General features: G+C 57.8%; 17 protein-coding genes. 13 read left to right on the forward strand and 4 right to left on the reverse strand.

What is annotated here, in order from left to right; all coding sequences use genetic code 11:
- The first annotated feature begins 52 nt into the window (after window positions 1–52).
- From RHM55_RS07325 to RHM55_RS07345, 5 genes are all read left to right on the forward strand, one after another.
- The gene (locus RHM55_RS07325; protein ID WP_322180660.1) at window positions 53–487 is read left to right on the forward strand and encodes a tellurite resistance TerB family protein; all 435 of its coding nucleotides are present in this window, start codon (window positions 53–55) and stop codon (window positions 485–487) included.
- A gap of 991 nt (window positions 488–1,478) precedes the next feature.
- A complete protein-coding gene (locus tag RHM55_RS07330; RefSeq protein WP_322180662.1) occupies window positions 1,479–1,766 on the forward strand; it encodes a hypothetical protein in 288 nt (95 codons plus the stop codon).
- Window positions 1,763–2,077 (forward strand): hypothetical protein, encoded by a 315-nt coding sequence (locus RHM55_RS07335; RefSeq protein WP_322180664.1) that lies wholly within the window; start codon window positions 1,763–1,765, stop codon window positions 2,075–2,077. The genes RHM55_RS07330 and RHM55_RS07335 overlap by 4 nt, the downstream gene beginning before the upstream one ends.
- 94 nt (window positions 2,078–2,171) lie before the next feature.
- Complete coding sequence (locus RHM55_RS07340) at window positions 2,172–2,519, forward strand: hypothetical protein (protein ID WP_322180666.1); 348 nt, start codon at window positions 2,172–2,174, stop codon at window positions 2,517–2,519.
- Between the two features lie 40 nt (window positions 2,520–2,559).
- Window positions 2,560–3,375, forward strand: coding sequence for a DUF2303 family protein (locus RHM55_RS07345; RefSeq protein ID WP_322180668.1), 816 nt, complete (start codon window positions 2,560–2,562; stop codon window positions 3,373–3,375).
- 90 nt (window positions 3,376–3,465) lie between these two features.
- Here the strand turns inward: RHM55_RS07345 and RHM55_RS07350 are convergent, their stop codons facing one another.
- Window positions 3,466–3,678, reverse strand: coding sequence for a hypothetical protein (locus RHM55_RS07350; RefSeq protein ID WP_322180670.1), 213 nt, complete (start codon window positions 3,676–3,678; stop codon window positions 3,466–3,468).
- A 96-nt stretch (window positions 3,679–3,774) separates the two neighbouring features.
- Between RHM55_RS07350 and RHM55_RS07355 the strand changes: the two genes are divergently transcribed.
- On the forward strand, window positions 3,775–4,029 hold the full coding sequence (locus RHM55_RS07355; RefSeq protein WP_322180672.1) for a hypothetical protein: 255 nt from the start codon (window positions 3,775–3,777) through the stop codon (window positions 4,027–4,029).
- Between the two features lie 392 nt (window positions 4,030–4,421).
- Here the strand turns inward: RHM55_RS07355 and RHM55_RS07360 are convergent, their stop codons facing one another.
- Window positions 4,422–4,904, reverse strand: coding sequence for a hypothetical protein (locus tag RHM55_RS07360; protein ID WP_322180674.1), 483 nt, complete (start codon window positions 4,902–4,904; stop codon window positions 4,422–4,424).
- Window positions 4,905–4,951: 47 nt separating this feature from the next.
- Here RHM55_RS07360 and RHM55_RS07365 point away from each other — a divergent pair, with 47 nt between their 5' ends.
- Window positions 4,952–6,883 carry a DNA cytosine methyltransferase gene (locus tag RHM55_RS07365; protein ID WP_322180676.1) on the forward strand — a complete coding sequence of 644 codons (1,932 nt, stop codon included), beginning with the start codon at window positions 4,952–4,954 and terminating at the stop codon, window positions 6,881–6,883.
- A 58-nt stretch (window positions 6,884–6,941) separates the two neighbouring features.
- Here RHM55_RS07365 and RHM55_RS07370 read toward each other — a convergent pair whose 3' ends face one another.
- Window positions 6,942–7,220 (reverse strand): hypothetical protein, encoded by a 279-nt coding sequence (locus RHM55_RS07370; RefSeq protein ID WP_322180678.1) that lies wholly within the window; start codon window positions 7,218–7,220, stop codon window positions 6,942–6,944.
- Window positions 7,221–7,315: 95 nt separating this feature from the next.
- Here RHM55_RS07370 and RHM55_RS07375 point away from each other — a divergent pair, with 95 nt between their 5' ends.
- Entirely contained in the window at window positions 7,316–7,954 is a 639-nt protein-coding gene (locus RHM55_RS07375; RefSeq protein WP_322180680.1) for a hypothetical protein, read from the forward strand.
- Window positions 7,955–8,012: 58 nt separating this feature from the next.
- On the opposite strand, the gene RHM55_RS07380 is transcribed toward RHM55_RS07375, so the two are convergent.
- Entirely contained in the window at window positions 8,013–8,291 is a 279-nt protein-coding gene (locus RHM55_RS07380; protein ID WP_322180682.1) for a hypothetical protein, read from the reverse strand.
- Window positions 8,292–8,418: 127 nt separating this feature from the next.
- Between RHM55_RS07380 and RHM55_RS07385 the strand changes: the two genes are divergently transcribed.
- The 5 genes from RHM55_RS07385 to RHM55_RS07405 all read left to right on the forward strand — a co-directional run bounded on the left by RHM55_RS07385 (window position 8,419) and on the right by RHM55_RS07405 (window position 15,952).
- Window positions 8,419–9,717, forward strand: coding sequence for a hypothetical protein (locus tag RHM55_RS07385; protein ID WP_322180684.1), 1,299 nt, complete (start codon window positions 8,419–8,421; stop codon window positions 9,715–9,717).
- Window positions 9,718–9,978: 261 nt separating this feature from the next.
- The gene (locus tag RHM55_RS07390) at window positions 9,979–11,169 is read left to right on the forward strand and encodes a tyrosine-type recombinase/integrase (protein WP_322180686.1); all 1,191 of its coding nucleotides are present in this window, start codon (window positions 9,979–9,981) and stop codon (window positions 11,167–11,169) included.
- A 36-nt stretch (window positions 11,170–11,205) separates the two neighbouring features.
- Window positions 11,206–12,978, forward strand: coding sequence for an N-acetylglutaminylglutamine amidotransferase (locus RHM55_RS07395; RefSeq protein ID WP_322180688.1), 1,773 nt, complete (start codon window positions 11,206–11,208; stop codon window positions 12,976–12,978).
- Window positions 12,979–12,981: 3 nt separating this feature from the next.
- A complete protein-coding gene (ngg, locus tag RHM55_RS07400) occupies window positions 12,982–14,730 on the forward strand; it encodes an N-acetylglutaminylglutamine synthetase (protein WP_322180690.1) in 1,749 nt (582 codons plus the stop codon).
- Between the two features lie 25 nt (window positions 14,731–14,755).
- Window positions 14,756–15,952, forward strand: coding sequence for an osmoprotectant NAGGN system M42 family peptidase (locus RHM55_RS07405; RefSeq protein WP_322180692.1), 1,197 nt, complete (start codon window positions 14,756–14,758; stop codon window positions 15,950–15,952).
- Window positions 15,953–16,024: the final 72 nt, after the last annotated feature.

Here is a 16,024-nt window from a genome sequence, read left to right on the forward strand (position 1 = left end):
CAGCTTGGCAACAGGCTGCATTGGGAAAGCAACCCCACTCAGAGGTAACACCATGTTAGGCAAATTGTTCGGCAAGAAAACCGGTCAGGCTCGCGCCGCAGTGGCCAAGCTGGCAAACCGCGATCTGATGGAGGCTGTGGTTTACGGAGCAATCTACGTCGCTGCAGCTGATGGCGACCTCGAGGAAAGCGAACTGAGCAAGGTTGAGACCATTCTCAGCAACAACCCATCGCTTCAAGGCTTCGGTGCAGAGCTGTCGAACACCATCGACCGCGCCAAGACTGACTTCAAGTCAGGTGCGCGCATCCTGCGCCAAAACGCGGAGAAAGAACTTGGTGACCTAGCTCACAGCCCTGCTGAGGCGCTGACAGTGCTCAACATCATGCTCACCGTGGCAGAAGCTGACGGCGAGATCGAACCGACAGAAATGGTAGCGCTTGAGCGTAGCGCCAAGTTGCTCGGACTCAACCTTAAAGACCACCTGTAACCGTGCTGTGCGCGCTCAGCAACAAGGTCCGGCGCTGGGCAGCCTTCGGGCTTGCCGGCGGCGTGGTGTTCGTCGATTCAGCAAGTCGCATCCTCTCAATGGTGGGAGACCTGATCCTAGTGTCGCTACTGCTGATAGTGCTGATGGCCGGCAACTCAAAGAAAGGGTGATGACATGTTCAAGCTCTTGTCCAGGTTATTCGGCCGCAAGCCACCCGCCGTAACTCCCGCAGAGAAACACGCTCCGCCAGCCCGGTCGCCGCGAGGCACGGTAGGCAACCCCAGCCGCGCTGCTCGAAGCGAAAGCATCCTGTCGTCGACGGTCAGTCAGCCGAATCACGATGACATTTACACCAACCCCCTACACCCGCTGAACCCAACCAGTCAGATGATCTACAGCGCAAGCGACGACACGCCTTCACGCTCGCACTGTAGCGGGTACAGCGGCGGCGACAGTTACAGCAGCAGTGACAGTTCGAGTTGTTCGTCGAGCGATAGCAGCTCTTCCAGCTCAAGCAGCAGCGACTGATCAACCAGCGCCACGTCAGCCTGACGTTAACTGCCCGAGCACCTGGTACTCCCCAGCACCAGGCCGCATCGGAGTGTGATCTGTTTTGAAGTCCGCAGCAGGACGAGGATGAAGCCAGCGATCAAGCAGCCCCTGGCGGTGAGCTTTTGTAGCGTTGCGAGTTGAACGGCGGGCTGTTGAAGCGACCGCACCTCCGATCAGATCACACCCCGATGCGGACGAAATCGCGGCCTATAACCGCCCACCTTCATCAACTCCGAACAACCCTAAGAGGATTTACAGCCATGTAAACGTCAATTACCGGGTCCGCCATATGCGCGCCAGGTCAGGTTCACATACGGAGGTGTTAGTGAGCCAAACAGAGCCCAGTTACGACTGGGCTTTTTATTGCCCGCATTTATTCGAATACGCGCTCAGGTCGAGCAAGCATTCGAATAGACGTGAACCAACAAGAGGATCAGCCATGCACCCATCAATTCAGCAGAGAGTGGACGGCGTTAAAGCCCTTCACGTCCGCTCCAGTATCGCCACAGCAGCTTTCTACGCCTTGATTGGCAGGGACGCACCTGCACAAGCCGTTCGCTATCAGGTCACGACCAAGGGCCCGAAGGCATACCACATCATCGAGCTGTCGACCGGCAAGGTGAAGGGATTCCGGTTTAGCTGGAAGGATGCGGTCAACTTCGCTCAGCAGCTTGAGGCAAAAGCCGACGGCGTCGTTGTTGTGTTGTCGGAAGGTGCACAGCAATGATCGGCGTACCAATGCCTGACCCTCGGCACAAGACCATCGCTGACCTCAGCGCCCAGATCGACTACTTCCTTGCTACCGGCAAGAAGATTCAGGACATACCGCGCGGCGTCAGCGCCAGCGCGACATTCTCCGGTACCACCACCTACTCCGAAAAGCTTAGGGCGCGGCGCGATGCCAAAGCACCTGAACTGAGAAAGCATGCCGATGCCGGGCTGACCGTTGCGGAAGCAGCAAAGGCCGTGGGCATCCACGTAAAAACCGTAGCCCTTATTGCCAGGGAAAACGGCTTCACCTTCAGCAAGAAGACTTGATGCGCCGGATCAACACCAAAGTGCACCGCCGTCGTCGACAACCTCAACTCAATCTTCCACCCAGCGGGCTCAACGCCCTCCCGGAGAATCATCCATGCCCATCGCAACCGATACCGCCGAGTTCCTCGAGGAGCTGAATGGCGGCGCCTTCGCCAGCCAGATCGGCCACGCCCTTTCCGAAGTCGCCGCCGGTGTCGTTGACCACGGCAAGGTCGGGAAGCTGGTCATCACCCTGGACTTCGCCCAGATCGGCGAATCGAGCCAGGTGAAAATCAAGCACAAGCTCGACTACAAGGTGCCAACCAAGCGCGGTACCCGCAGCGAGAACACCAGCCTCGACACGCCGATGCACGTTGGCAGCGGCGGCAAGATAACGCTGTTTCCTGAGAAGCACGCCCAGCTGTTCAGCAAAGACCAGGCCCCGGTAATTCCCCGCACCTGATCATCCGCAATGCCCTCCCTTCCACATTGAGATTTGACGAATGTCCCTCACCCCTGAAGCAATTCAACTGATCACCAACACCGCGCTGATCGCCACCGGCAAACCGCTGGGTACGTTCATGCCGACCGCCATTCTTCCGGAAGGCGCCAAGATCTTTGACCTGGAGCGCTTCGCCGCTGGCCGCAGCCGCTTCCGTGGCACCTTCTCCACAAACTCCCTGCTGGACTTCGGTAAGTACGTCACCGACCGAGCCGTGGTAAATGCTCAAGGCTTCATTGATCAGGACGAAATGTCCTGCCTGGTGATGTTCAACATCGGCGACGCCGCGAACCCTGGTCACGCCGACGACCGCGCGGCGCTGAAGCTAAAACCCACGGCTGGTTACAAGGCAGTTCGGGAGATTGGCGGGCGCACCCTATCGCAGAGGGAATTGAGCGACTGGATCGAGGACTGGAACGCGTCGCTGACGGCTGTCGGTGAGGACCTGCAGGACATCAGTATCGTGAAGGCGATCGCAGCAGTGCGCACCATCACCATCAAGGCATCGTCGGAAAGCGATCATACCGTGCGTGAGACCGGCGCCAGCCGCAGCGCGATGGACGCTATCGAGGCCAGCAGCAAAGAAACGCTGCCTACTTCCTTGGTGTTCTCGGTGGTGCCGTTCGAAGGCCTCAGCGTGCGCGAAATCGTGCTGCGTATCTCGGTCATCACCAGCGGCGCGCAACCAGCGCTGAAGCTGCGCTGGATCGGCGAAGAGGTTCAGCGCGAGGAGATCGCCCAGGAGTTCAAGTCGGTGCTCGAAGCTCAAGTAGGTGAGGCGGCCAAGCTGGCACTTGGCACATTCAGCCCGAACTGACCCTCAGCGGCGCCCAATTGTAGATGGGGCGCCCCTCCCTTGCTCATCATTCAGAAAGAACCTAGCGACGAGATAATCGAGCAGAACTGATCAGCGGGACGAACTTTCAAAACTTCCAGGCAGCACAGGCGACCATTTTCCCTTTTTTTTCTTGGCTTTATTTCGGCGTTTATTGCTGGTCTTACGCATCAGAGCGGACAACGCCTCTTCCGGTGTGATCGCGAATTTCTCTGACACACCATTTAGCTTCACGCCTTTCAGGCGGCTAACCAGTATCTCTTGCTGCTCAAGCTTCGACTTCATCCGTGAACCTCAACATTGAAGGGTTTCCGACTCTATAGCACACCACCCACTGTCGCATCCGGTCACGGAGGGCGGCGCCTAACTGGAAATCCCCTCATGTTCCGAAAAACATTCGAGGCACCAGGAACTTTTGATGCTTGGAAAGCGGCACGAAAATGGCTAGAAGAAAACGGCTACAGCTGCAGCGACACTTCTGCGATGCATCCCGTGGCTGTGCTCAAGGGCGACTGGTTAATTGCGAAATGGAAGAACCTCACGAAAAAGGAAATCGCCCAACTCGACGGCATGGTCGATGGCAATTTCCGTGACGGGCCAGTCACGGTGACGCTGAAGGTCGAGCCAGCCGCCTAACTCTTCCTCACCTATTGCACCGAATGCAGTGACAAATCAGTGCTTTCTGCTTTTCCCCAAGCCGAACGCCCCGATGGTTGTAGTTTCCGTTGGCGCTTTGAAATCGCCTCTGCTGAATTCAGGTTCGCTTCCAATCAGGCACTTTATCCGCTTCTCGCGGATTTTGGCTGGAAGCATTGATGCCATAACTTTCGCGCACTTGATTACGTGATTTTCCCAACGAGCCGCTCGGATTGATTGCTGACAGCCAGGGCAAAGTTTTAGCGGTTTCGCCGTCGATTTCATCAGTATTCTCGCTTCAGGTGGAGCTGAACACAAATACCCCACTTCTACGAATCACGACATTCAAAATAGTGGGGAAGGTTGATTTGGGCTGAACGCAGCGAGTCCATTTAAGAAATACGATTGATCTCTTCGAGTAGTCGATTGCGTGCCAGAAAAATAAGCCTATACCACTTATCGTGTTCACTGCTCCCAAAATACAGCTCGATTCTGGGTTCGCCTTCAATTGACGACTCAGCAGCTTGAAGTGCGTCACGGATAGTAGATACCGGTTCAATCAAAGAGGCGTGCGGCAAACTCATCAAATCGATTTTTTTGAAGATCGATGAAACACCGACGAGCATTCTCGCCGCATCGCGTACGGTGATTTCTGCGGGATTTGGTTTTGCTGCCCTGAGCGCTCTATCGGAAATGACCTTCAAAAACTCGCAGTCGCGCTCGAATCTTATTCGTTCATTTTTAAGCTGCTCGCGTTTTTGACTTGAGGCCACGCGTACCGCAACTAGGATTGCAAGTATCGATCCTAGAGCCTGGACCCAAGACGCCAGGCCCGGGTGATGCTCAATCCAGTAAGAAATACTTTCCCAGCTCATAACCCACTCCCCTGCAGATCCCGGAACTATACCGGCGAGGATCCCCTATGTCCGCTTACCAGAAGAAACACCCCTTTGATTTCAAAACTCAGTACGGCCTTGGCTTCAACCCGCAAGACGATGAAATCCTGGTGGACTTCTTCTGTGGTGGCGGTGGCGCCGGTACCGGGCTGGAAATTGGCCTTGGCCGCGCAGTGACCGTGGCAAAAAACCACAACCCCGCAGCGATCAGCATGCACACTGTCAACCACCCGCATACCAGGCACTACACGACTGATGTGTTCGAGGGTGATCCCGACACCGAATGCGGCGGCAAGGCTGTTGGCTGGTTCCATATGTCGCCAGACTGTACGCATCACAGCCAGGCAGCCGGTGGCCAGCCGCGCAAGCGCGAGATCCGTAACCTGTCATGGATTGGCCTCAAATGGGCCGGCAAGAAGCAACCTCGGGTGATCAGCCTGGAGAACGTGAAGCAGATCCTTCAGTGGGGTCCGCTGATTGCGAAACGATGCAAAGACACTGGGCCCGTCGTTAAACTGGGCGGCGGTGTCGCTGTACCAGGTGAGGTCGTTCCGCTCGAGCAGCAATTCCTGATACCCGATCCGAAACGCAAAGGCCAGACCTGGTCGCGATTCGTTGCCGAGCTGCAGGGCATGGGCTACGTCGTCGAATGGCGCGTGATCAAGGCCTGCGACTTCGGCGCGCCGACCAGCCGTGAGCGCCTATTCATGATTGCTCGGTGTGATGGCCAGCCAGTCGTATGGCCAGAGCCAACCCATGCGAAGAAACCGGCAAAGGGTCAGCTTCCATGGCGCACCGCCGCCGAGTGCATCGACTTCAGCGACTTAGGCAAAAGCATTTTTGGACGGAAGAAGGATCTGGCACCCGCCACGCTCCGCCGTGTAGCGAAGGGCATGAAGAAGTTCGTCATCGACAACCCGAAACCTTTCATCGTGCCGATCGCGAACTGGTCGACCGAGACAGTGCAGTCGATGGATGAGCCGTTGCGCACTATTACCTCCTACCCGAAAGGCGGCGCGTTCTCCGTTGTCAGCCCGATCATCGCGCCAGCAACCCACCAAGGCAGCGACCGGATCAACGATCCGCTTGAACCGCTTCCGACGATCACTTGCGCCAACCGCGGCGAACTCACACTGATCAGCCCTACCCTGATCCAAACCGGTTACGGCGAGCGCAATGGTCAACAACCGCGAGTTCCGGGGCTTAACCAACCGCTCGGTACCGTTGTTGCTGGTGGCGTTAAGCACGCTCTGGTCAGCACCTTCATGGCGCAGATGAACGGCGGTTTCAATACCACCGACGCCAAGGGCGTCGATGAGCCCATGACCACCGTGACGAACACCGGCGGCCAACAGCAGCTGGTTGCCGCCAACCTGGTGCACTTTCGCGGTAACTGCGATGCCCGGGATCTGACCGAGCCTCTGCACACTGTAAGCGCAAGCGGAACTCACCACGGCCTGGCCAGTGCATTTCTCGAGCGCCAGTTCGGCGCCAGCATCGGCCAGTGCATTGACGAGCCAGCGCCAACTATTACGGCGGGCGGCGGCGGGAAGAGCTCTCTGGTTTCATTCCAGCTTTCACCCGAACACGAAGAAGGTGCCCTGCGGGTTGCGGCATTCCTGATCAGCTACTACGGTACCGAGAACATGAGTGGACTCAACAAGCCAGCGCCAACCATAACCACGAAGGATCGACTGGCCTTGGTCACCGTGATGGTGAAGGGGACGCCTTACGTGATCGTCGACATCCGCCTTCGGATGCTGCAACCGGCTGAGCTGTACCGAGCGCAGGGATTTCCCGCCGACTACATCATCGACAAGGGCGCAGACGGCAAGCCGTTCACCAAGACCCAGCAGGTGCACATGTGCGGTAACAGCGTCAGCCCTCCGCCTATGGCTGCGTTGGCCCGGGCGAACGATCCATGGCGAGCAACTCAGAGTCAGGCAGCCGCAGCCTGACCCACACTCTCCTATTGCGCAGAAAGCCGTAGCACTATCATTTCAACGAATCACGCAACTACCTGACATCTACCCAACCAAGAACATCAGAAAGATCGGCATAGAGACTAATAAGTTTGGATGCCAGGTCAATGCCGTGCAGCTTTGCATCTCTGAAGGTCTGCCACTCGCCAGTCGTTTCGCCGAGCTTTGCGTAACTCTCTCCATCCTTCACCCAAATGACAATTCCGATAGGCGCCACGCTTTTCGGGTCACCCCAGACGAAATCAATCTTTGCTTGCTCTCCAGTTGGATGGATGTAATCCACTGGATAGGGCCTTGCTGCATCTGAATGCATATCGTTCTCCCTGATCTGGATCCATGCTGAATTACATCAATAGACCACAACCTAAAATCACGCCAGTCCGGGCATGACCCGGTATAGGACGCCCCATGCCCACAGAAAACAAAATCGCTGAGCCACTGAAGGTTGAGCGTTCGACAGTGACGAAGCTGGTGATCACTGGCGCACCTCGGCTCGACCCGATCACCGTGTTCCTCGAGGACTTCGGCCGCCGCGATTGCCCGACCGAATCGAACCCGAACTATCAGACCGCCCAGGGCAAGATCACCATCAACTGCTGGGATAAGAGCTGGAACGCCTACTGGGGCGGGATGGGACCGCGCACTGTTTCAGAGTTCGTCGTCAACTGCGGCTGGGACTACGTCTTGAACTGCCTGGATCGAGGGATCAGCAGCACGCGATTCAACGGTGACGCGCTCCATACCTTCGCTAAAAAGTGCATCGTCCAGCGCCGTCGCCAGCAGACCGGGCGCCACGAATGGGAACTTGGCGAACTGAGCAAAAGCGAGGCCCGCGAGCTTTGGAATGATATCGGTGTTCTGAGTAACATCGAGACGCCAAACGAATGCTGGCATCACGGTAAGCCTCTGACAGAGCTATTCGGTGATGAATGGCATTACTCACTTGATGGTAATGCCATCGAGGAAAACCACGATTTCACATATCTGCGCCGTATCGTCGAAGCGGTACAGCAAGCGCTCGCAGAACCCGTTGCCACAGCCACATAACCTGGCCTCACCTATTGCGCTAAACGCCGGAGCGCTACCATTCCAACGAATCACATCACTACATGGCATCTGCAAAGCCAAGTACATTAGAAATACCAACATAGAGGCCGATCAATTGGAATGCCAGCTCAAAACCACGCGCCTTCGCCTCTCCAAAAGTCGACCATTTTCCAGTCGACTCACCGAGCTTTACATAACTCTCCCTATATTTGATAAGAATAATAATTCCGATAGGAGTCATGCTTTCCGGATCGCCCCAGACAAAGTCAATCTTTGCTTTCTCTCCGTTTGGATGGTCGTAATCCATCGGATAAGGCCGTTCTACACCTGAATGCATATCGATCTTCCTGATTCAGATCCGCGCTGAATTACAGCAATAGACCATAGCCTCAAGTCACGCCAGTCGGTGCACCAAACCCCTCCCCCAATTCAAAGTCAGCCGCTATAGCGGTAAGGACGAAGTCATGCCTGAAGAAACCGTTTTGATTCAACCTCTGCCAGTCAAGCGCGATGAAATGGGCTTCTGGACCCACCCAGCGTGGCCGCGCGATGGCGATGAAGACGCAATCCCGATGACCTGGTTCGCGGAGCACGGTCTTGAAGCCCTCTGTTTCGAGATGGAAAGCGACGGTCCGGAAGGTCTTTTCGAAACTTGGGCTGATGAAGGTCTCTGCGACTGCACTGCATGGGTGCCTAGCAACCCTGCTGGCGATGGCTGGTTCATCTTCTCTATCCACGATACCGAGGACGGACCGATCTGCGTATGGGTTCGACATGTGCCAAGCCTGCAGCATGAAATCGACGCAGTTGCAGCGGGCAAAGATTTCTGCGGGGCCTGCGGCGATGGCTGCGGCTCTTGCAAGGTGGACGAAGAAAGTCCATCGGCAATACCGTCCATTCCCAACAACCAGCACCCCACCATCTGTATTTACCACGGCAATTGTGCTGATGGGTTCGGCGCTGCCTGGGTCGTTCGCCGTGCCATGGTTGGGCGCGACATCGAGTTCTTTCCGGCAACGCACGGCCATCGCGCTCCCGACGTGACTGGCAAGAAGGTGATCATTGTCGATTTCTCCTATCCACTCGAAACGTTGATGGTCATGGCAGAAACGGCCGAATCTGTACTGGTGCTTGACCACCACAAGACTGCGCAGGCCGATCTAAAGGAAATACCTGCTGCTGGGCCTCACCACAAATACCATCAGGTGGCACCGCGACTGCACGCACTGTTCGATATGAACCGGTCAGGCGCTGGCATCGCTTGGGACTATTTCTTTCTCGGCGAACCCCGTCCGGCGCTGATCAACCACATCGAGGACCGCGACCTCTGGCTGTTCAAGCTGGACGGCACTCGCGAAATACAAGCAAGCCTGTTCAGTTTCCCTTACGACTTCGATGTTTGGGACGCGCTTTTTGAGGGTGACATTGAAACGATGCGGGCCGAAGGGGTGGCAATTGAACGCAAGCACCACAAGGACGTCGCGGAATTGGTCGGGGTGGCCAAGCGCCGGATGATGATCGGTGGCCATGACGTGCCAGTGGCAAACCTGCCGTACACGCTGACCAGCGATGCTGGGCACCTGATGTCTGCGGGCGAGCCCTTCGCCGCCTGCTACTGGGACACGCCGGAAGGCCGATCCTTCAGCCTGCGCAGCTCTGATGCTGGTGAGGATGTCTCAGCAATCGCCCGGCAGTATGGCGGTGGCGGTCATCGCAACGCCGCCGGCTTCCGCGTTCCGTTCGGCCACATCCTGGCTATCTAACCCCTCCCTACCTTCTGCCGCCATAGGGCGGCATGGAGATACACCATCGCGCCCGATACGGGCAGAGGTAGCCAACATGGCCGCAGCCGAAAACCTGCACGAAGACGCAGGGCACGACAAGATCACTGAAAAACGGATGGGAGAGTTGGTGGGGTGTACTGCGAAGGCGCTCCAACGCAAGCGGGAGAAGGGAGTCATCCCCAACTGGGTGTGGATGAAGATTGATGGTCGGATTATTTACAGCAAACGGAGATACGAGGAATGGGTAGAAAGCCTATGGACCTGCCAGCCGGGGTCGAGCTTATCGGGCAGTCAATCCGAATTCGTTTCTCCTGGAACAAGAAGCGGTGCTGTGAGACGCTCCCCCTCCCCCAAACTGCGAAAGGAATCTCAGCAGCAGCGAATTTACGTGCTCAAGTAAAGGGCCTAGACAAGCTCGGCGCTCTCACGCCAGAGAAGTATGCCGGGCTGTTCCCTAATACGCGCAGCGTGGCCGTGCAAGATCAAGTCGCACCTATTTTCTTTGACTACGCCCAAGACTGGTTAGACAGCCTCCAGATCGTCGACGGCACTCGCAGAAACTACAGGTCGGCCCTGCAAGTTTATTGGATTCCGTATCTAGCCAAAATGCCTATCGACACCATCACGTCGGTCAGATTACGCAAGATCATGAACGAGATTGAATGGACCTCGCCGGTGAGGCGCAAGGGCGTGGTCGGCTTATTGGTGTCGATATTCCAACAGGCCATGATCGACGAAATAGTTACCCGAAACCCAGCCCTGTCTATCCCCGGCGCGAAAGTTCCGAAGCGTGACGTTGACCCGTTTACGAAGGAAGAAGCAGATCTCATCATCGCCCACCTGTACAAAACGACGAGCGGATTGACCGCAATCTACGCGGCCTATTTCGAGTTTTGCTTTTACACAGGGATGCGCCCGGGTGAGGTGATGGCGCTGCGCTGGAGCGAACTCGATACCCGCAAAAAAACCGCACATGTTTGCCGAATTCAGATCCGTGGAATCATCGAGGATCGGACCAAAACGAAGAGGCCACGCACAGTTTTATTGAACGATCGCGCTTTGCACGCACTCGAAAAGGCTAGACCACTCACAGCGGCGCGCTCTGATTATGTTTTCGCGCCGAGCGGAACAGGTGAGAAATCGGAGTTGTACATACGCTCTGAGACTGGTCAAAAACGTTACTGGCTTACTGCTTTGCGGAAATTAGGAATTAGACGCCGCAGGATGTACGACACCCGCCACACGTACGCAACGATGTGCTTGATGGCCGGCATGAACCCGGCATTCATCGCCGCGCAACTCGGGCACAGCGTACAAGTGCTGCTTTCTACATACGCCAAGTGGATCAGCTCGCCGAACGATTGGGCAGAGCTTGAGAAGCTGAAAATGTTGGAAAGTGGTACGAAAGTGGTACGAGTAAAAAGCCAGTGATGCCAATTGTGCCGAAACACATAGGGTTTAAGCACCATGTGCGGATTAGCTGGAGAGTTACGTTTCGACCATCAACCGGCAGACATCGCGGCGGTTGAACGAATCACCCATCATTTGGCCCCTCGCGGCCCGGACGCCTGGGGTTTTCATAGCCAGGGGCCTATCGCTCTTGGTCACCGTCGACTGAAAATCATGGACCTGTCCGAAGGCTCGGCGCAGCCCATGGTCGACAATCAGCTGGGGCTGGCGCTGGCGTTCAACGGTGCCATCTACAATTTCCCGGAACTGCGCGCTGAACTGGAAGCACTCGGTTATCCGTTTTATTCCGGCGGCGACACCGAAGTGCTGCTCAAGGGCTATCACGCCTGGGGCGTCGATCTGCTGCCCAAACTCAACGGCATGTTCGCCTTTGCCATCTGGGAACGTGACACCCAGACCTTGTTTATGGCGCGCGACCGACTGGGCGTAAAGCCGCTCTACCTGTCACACACCGACAAGCGCCTGCGGTTTGCCTCATCGTTGCCTGCACTGCTCAAAGGCGGCGATATCAGCCCGATGCTCGACCCGGTCGCCCTGAACCACTACCTGAATTTCCACGCCGTGGTTCCAGCGCCGCGCACCCTGCTCGCGGGCATTGCAAAACTGCCACCTGCCAGCTGGATGCGCATCGACGCCAGCGGCAAGACCGAGCAGAAAGTCTGGTGGCATCTGCCCTATGGCCCGCGCGCCGATGAAGCGAATCTGACCCTCGAAGACTGGACTGACCGGGTGCTGGACAGCACCCGTGATGCGGTGGCGATTCGTCAACGTGCAGCGGTGGATGTCGGCGTTCTGCTGTCTGGCGGCGTCGACTCCAGCCTGCTGGTCGGCCTGCTGCGGGAAGTCGGGGTCAAGGAGCTGTCGACCTTTTCCATCGGTTTTGAGGATGCCGGCGGCGAACGCGGTGACGAATTTCAGTATTCGGATCTGATCGCCAAACACTACGGCACTCAACATCACCAGTTGCGCATCAACGAAAGCGAAATCATCGAGCAGTTGCCTGCGGCGTTCCGTGCCATGAGCGAACCGATGGTCAGCCATGACTGCATTGCCTTCTATCTGCTCTCGCGAGAGGTGGCCAGGCACTGCAAAGTGGTGCAGAGCGGGCAAGGTGCCGATGAGCTGTTCGCCGGGTATCACTGGTACCCACAAGTGGACGGCGCCAGCGACCCTTATGCGGCCTATCGCGCAGCGTTCTTCGACCGCACGTATGACGAATACGCCGCCACCGTGCAGCCCCAGTGGCTGACCGCCAATGACGCAGCCGGCGACTTTGTCCGCGAGCATTTCGCCCAACCTGGGGCCGACGCCGCTGTGGATAAAGCACTGCGTCTGGACAGCACGATCATGCTGGTCGATGACCCGGTGAAACGTGTCGACAACATGACCATGGCCTGGGGTCTGGAAGCGCGTACGCCGTTTCTCGACTATCGCCTGGTCGAACTGTCGGCCCGAGTACCGGGGCGCTTCAAGTTGCCCGATGGCGGCAAGCAGGTACTCAAAGAAGCGGCGCGAAGGGTGATCCCAGCCGAAGTGATCGACCGCAAAAAAGGCTATTTCCCGGTGCCGGGGCTCAAGCATTTGCAGGGCGACACGCTGAATTGGGTACGCGACCTATTGCTCGACCCGAGTCAGGACCGAGGCCTGTTCAACCCGGCCATGCTCGACAAACTGCTGACCGATCCCGAGGGCGAATTGACCCCCTTGCGCGGCTCCAAGCTATGGCAGCTCGCAGCGCTGAACCTGTGGCTCAGCGAACAAGGACTTTGATCGATGAAACACAATGCTTCGGCTTTTAGCCAACGCCTGTTGCGCGGCCAGGCGCCCTCTTATGAGCGCCTGCAAGCACGCTTCGCGGAAGACGGCAGCGAGCCTGACGCCCAACCTCTGGCCCTGCATTGCGGCTGGGGCCGGCTGCTGATCGGGCACACCTATCCTGACCCGGCGACGCTGGCTGACGACTTGCTCAATGAGAAGCTCGGCGAGCGTGACATCGCCCTGTATGTCGCGGCGCCCCAGCAGGTGCTGGCGCAATCGCCACAACAGCTGTTCCTCGACCCGTCCGATACCTTGCGCCTGTGGTTCAGCGATTACCGTCCGGCACAGCGGGTGTTTCGGGGTTTTCGTATTCGCCGTGCGCAGAACGATGCGGATTGGCAGTCGATTAACAACCTGTACCTGGCGCGGGGCATGCTGCCCATCGCCCCTGCCCTGCTGACCCCGCGCCATCAAGGTGGGCCGGTGTACTGGATTGCCGAAGATGAGAGCAGCAATGCCGTGATCGGCAGCGTGATGGGCCTCAACCATCAAAAAGCCTTTCATGACCCGGAGAACGGCAGCAGCCTGTGGTGCCTGGCCGTTGACCCGCAATGCACCCGGCCGGGTGTGGGCGAAGTGTTGGTGCGGCATTTGATCGAGCACTTCATGAGCCGTGGCTTGAGCTACCTTGATCTCTCGGTGCTGCATGACAACCTGCAAGCCAAAAACCTGTACGCCAAGCTTGGTTTCCGCAACCTGCCGACCTTCGCCATCAAGCGCAAGAACGGTATCAATGAATCCTTGTTTCTCGGGCCAGGACCACAAGCAGACTTCAACCCGTATGCGCGGATCATCGTCGAAGAGGCCCATCGACGTGGTATCGACGTACAGGTCGATGATGTCGACGCCGGCCTGTTCACCCTCAGTCATGGCGGACGTCGTGTGCGCTGCCGTGAATCCCTGAGTGACCTGACCAGCGCCGTCAGCATGACCCTGTGTCAGGACAAGAGCATGACCCACCATGCACTCAAGGCCGCAGGCTTGAATTTGCCGGCCCAGCAATTGGCGGGCAACGTCGATGACAATCTGGATTTTCTGAACGAGCACGGGCAGATCGTGGTCAAGCCGCTCGATGGTGAACAGGGTCATGGCGTCGCCGTGGACCTGCGCACGATTGAAGACGTCCAGAATGCCATCGAGCGCGCCCGCCCGTTCGACAGCCGGGTGTTACTCGAGAGTTATCACCCGGGACTGGACCTGCGCATCGTGGTGATTGGCTTCGAGGTGGTGGCAGCCGCTGTCCGCAGACCGGCCGAAGTCATCGGTGATGGTCACCATGCAATTGGCGCGCTGATAGAAGCGCAGAGCCGACGCCGTGAGGCCGCTACATCGGGAGAAAGCCGTATTCCGCAAGATGAAGAAACCCTACGCACAGTGCGCGACGCAGGGTTCGACTACAACACCGTGTTACCACCGGGTGAGCGCCTGGCGGTCCGACGCACCGCCAATTTACACACCGGCGGTTGCCTGGAAGACGTCACGGCAATCCTGCACCCCGTACTCGCCGATGCGGCCGTACGTGCGGCTCGAGCGCTGGACATTCCGGTGGTGGGCCTGGATTTGATGGTGCCCGCTGCCGACCAGCCGGAGTACGTGTTTATCGAAGCCAATGAACGGGTCGGCCTGGCAAACCATGAACCGCAACCGACCGCCGAACGTTTCGTCGACCTGCTGTTTCCACACAGCCTGCCGGCACACAGCTAACCGCATCGCTTCAGGAGCGCCCCTCATGACCCCTGCAAAAATCCTCGAACCGGATCTGAATTACCTGCAGAAAGTCCTGCTGGAAATGCTCGCGATCCCCAGCCCAACCGGGTTCACCGACACCATCGTGCGCTACGTCGCCGAACGCCTGGAAGAGCTGGGCATTCCCTTTGAACTGACCCGACGCGGGACCATTCGCGCCACCTTGAAGGGCAAGCAAAATAGTCCCGACCGTGCCGTCTCCGCACACCTAGACACCATCGGCGCCAGCGTACGAGCGGTGCAAGACAATGGGCGTCTGTCCCTCGCACCGATAGGGTGCTGGTCGAGCCGTTTCGCCGAAGGCAGCCGGGTCAGCGTATTCACGGACACCGGGGTGATACGCGGCAGTGTCCTGCCCTTGATGGCGTCAGGGCATGCGTTCAACACGGCGGTGGATGAAATGCCGATCAGTTGGGACCATGTCGAGCTGCGTCTGGATGCCTACAGCACCACCCGTGCCGACTGCGAATCGCTGGGCATCGGCATCGGCGACTTCGTCGCGTTCGACCCCCTGCCAGAGTTTACTGAAAGCGGGCATATCAGCGCGCGACACCTGGACGACAAGGCTGGCGTCGCGGCCCTGCTGGCTGCACTTAAAGCAATTGTCGACAGTGGCGCCGAGCCGTTGATCGACTGCCATCCGTTGTTCACCATCACCGAAGAAACCGGTACCGGCGCGGCAGGCGTACTGCCGTGGGATGTCAGTGAGTTCGTCGGGATCGATATTGCCCCGGTCGCCCCAGGTCAGCATTCCAGCGAACATGCAGTGAGTGTCGCGATGCAGGACTCAGGAGGCCCTTACGACTACCACTTGTCACGGCACCTGTTGCGCCTGGGAGCCGAGAACGAACTGCCGGTACGCCGGGATTTATTCCGCTACTACTTCAGCGATGCGCACTCTGCCGTCACGGCCGGGCATGACATTCGCACCGCCCTGCTCGCCTTCGGCTGTGATGCGACCCATGGGTATGAACGCACCCACATCGACAGCCTCAGTGCCCTGAGCCGTCTGCTGGGCGCCTACATGCTCAGCCCGCCGGTGTTCGCCAGCGATGCACAGCCGGCGAAAGGGTCGCTGGAGCGTTTCAGCCATCAGCTCGAACATGATGCCCAGATGGAATCCGACACCCGGGTACCGGCTGTAGAGAGCTTGATCGGTCAGCGCACCGAGGAGGTTTGAGGCATAGGGCGGTGGGAAACCTCCTGCCGCCCGGATGGAAGCATCGTCCTGGGATGTAGCCTGCTGACCTCA

Source organism: Pseudomonas sp. MH9.2 (assembly GCF_034353875.1).
GTDB lineage: Bacteria > Pseudomonadota > Gammaproteobacteria > Pseudomonadales > Pseudomonadaceae > Aquipseudomonas.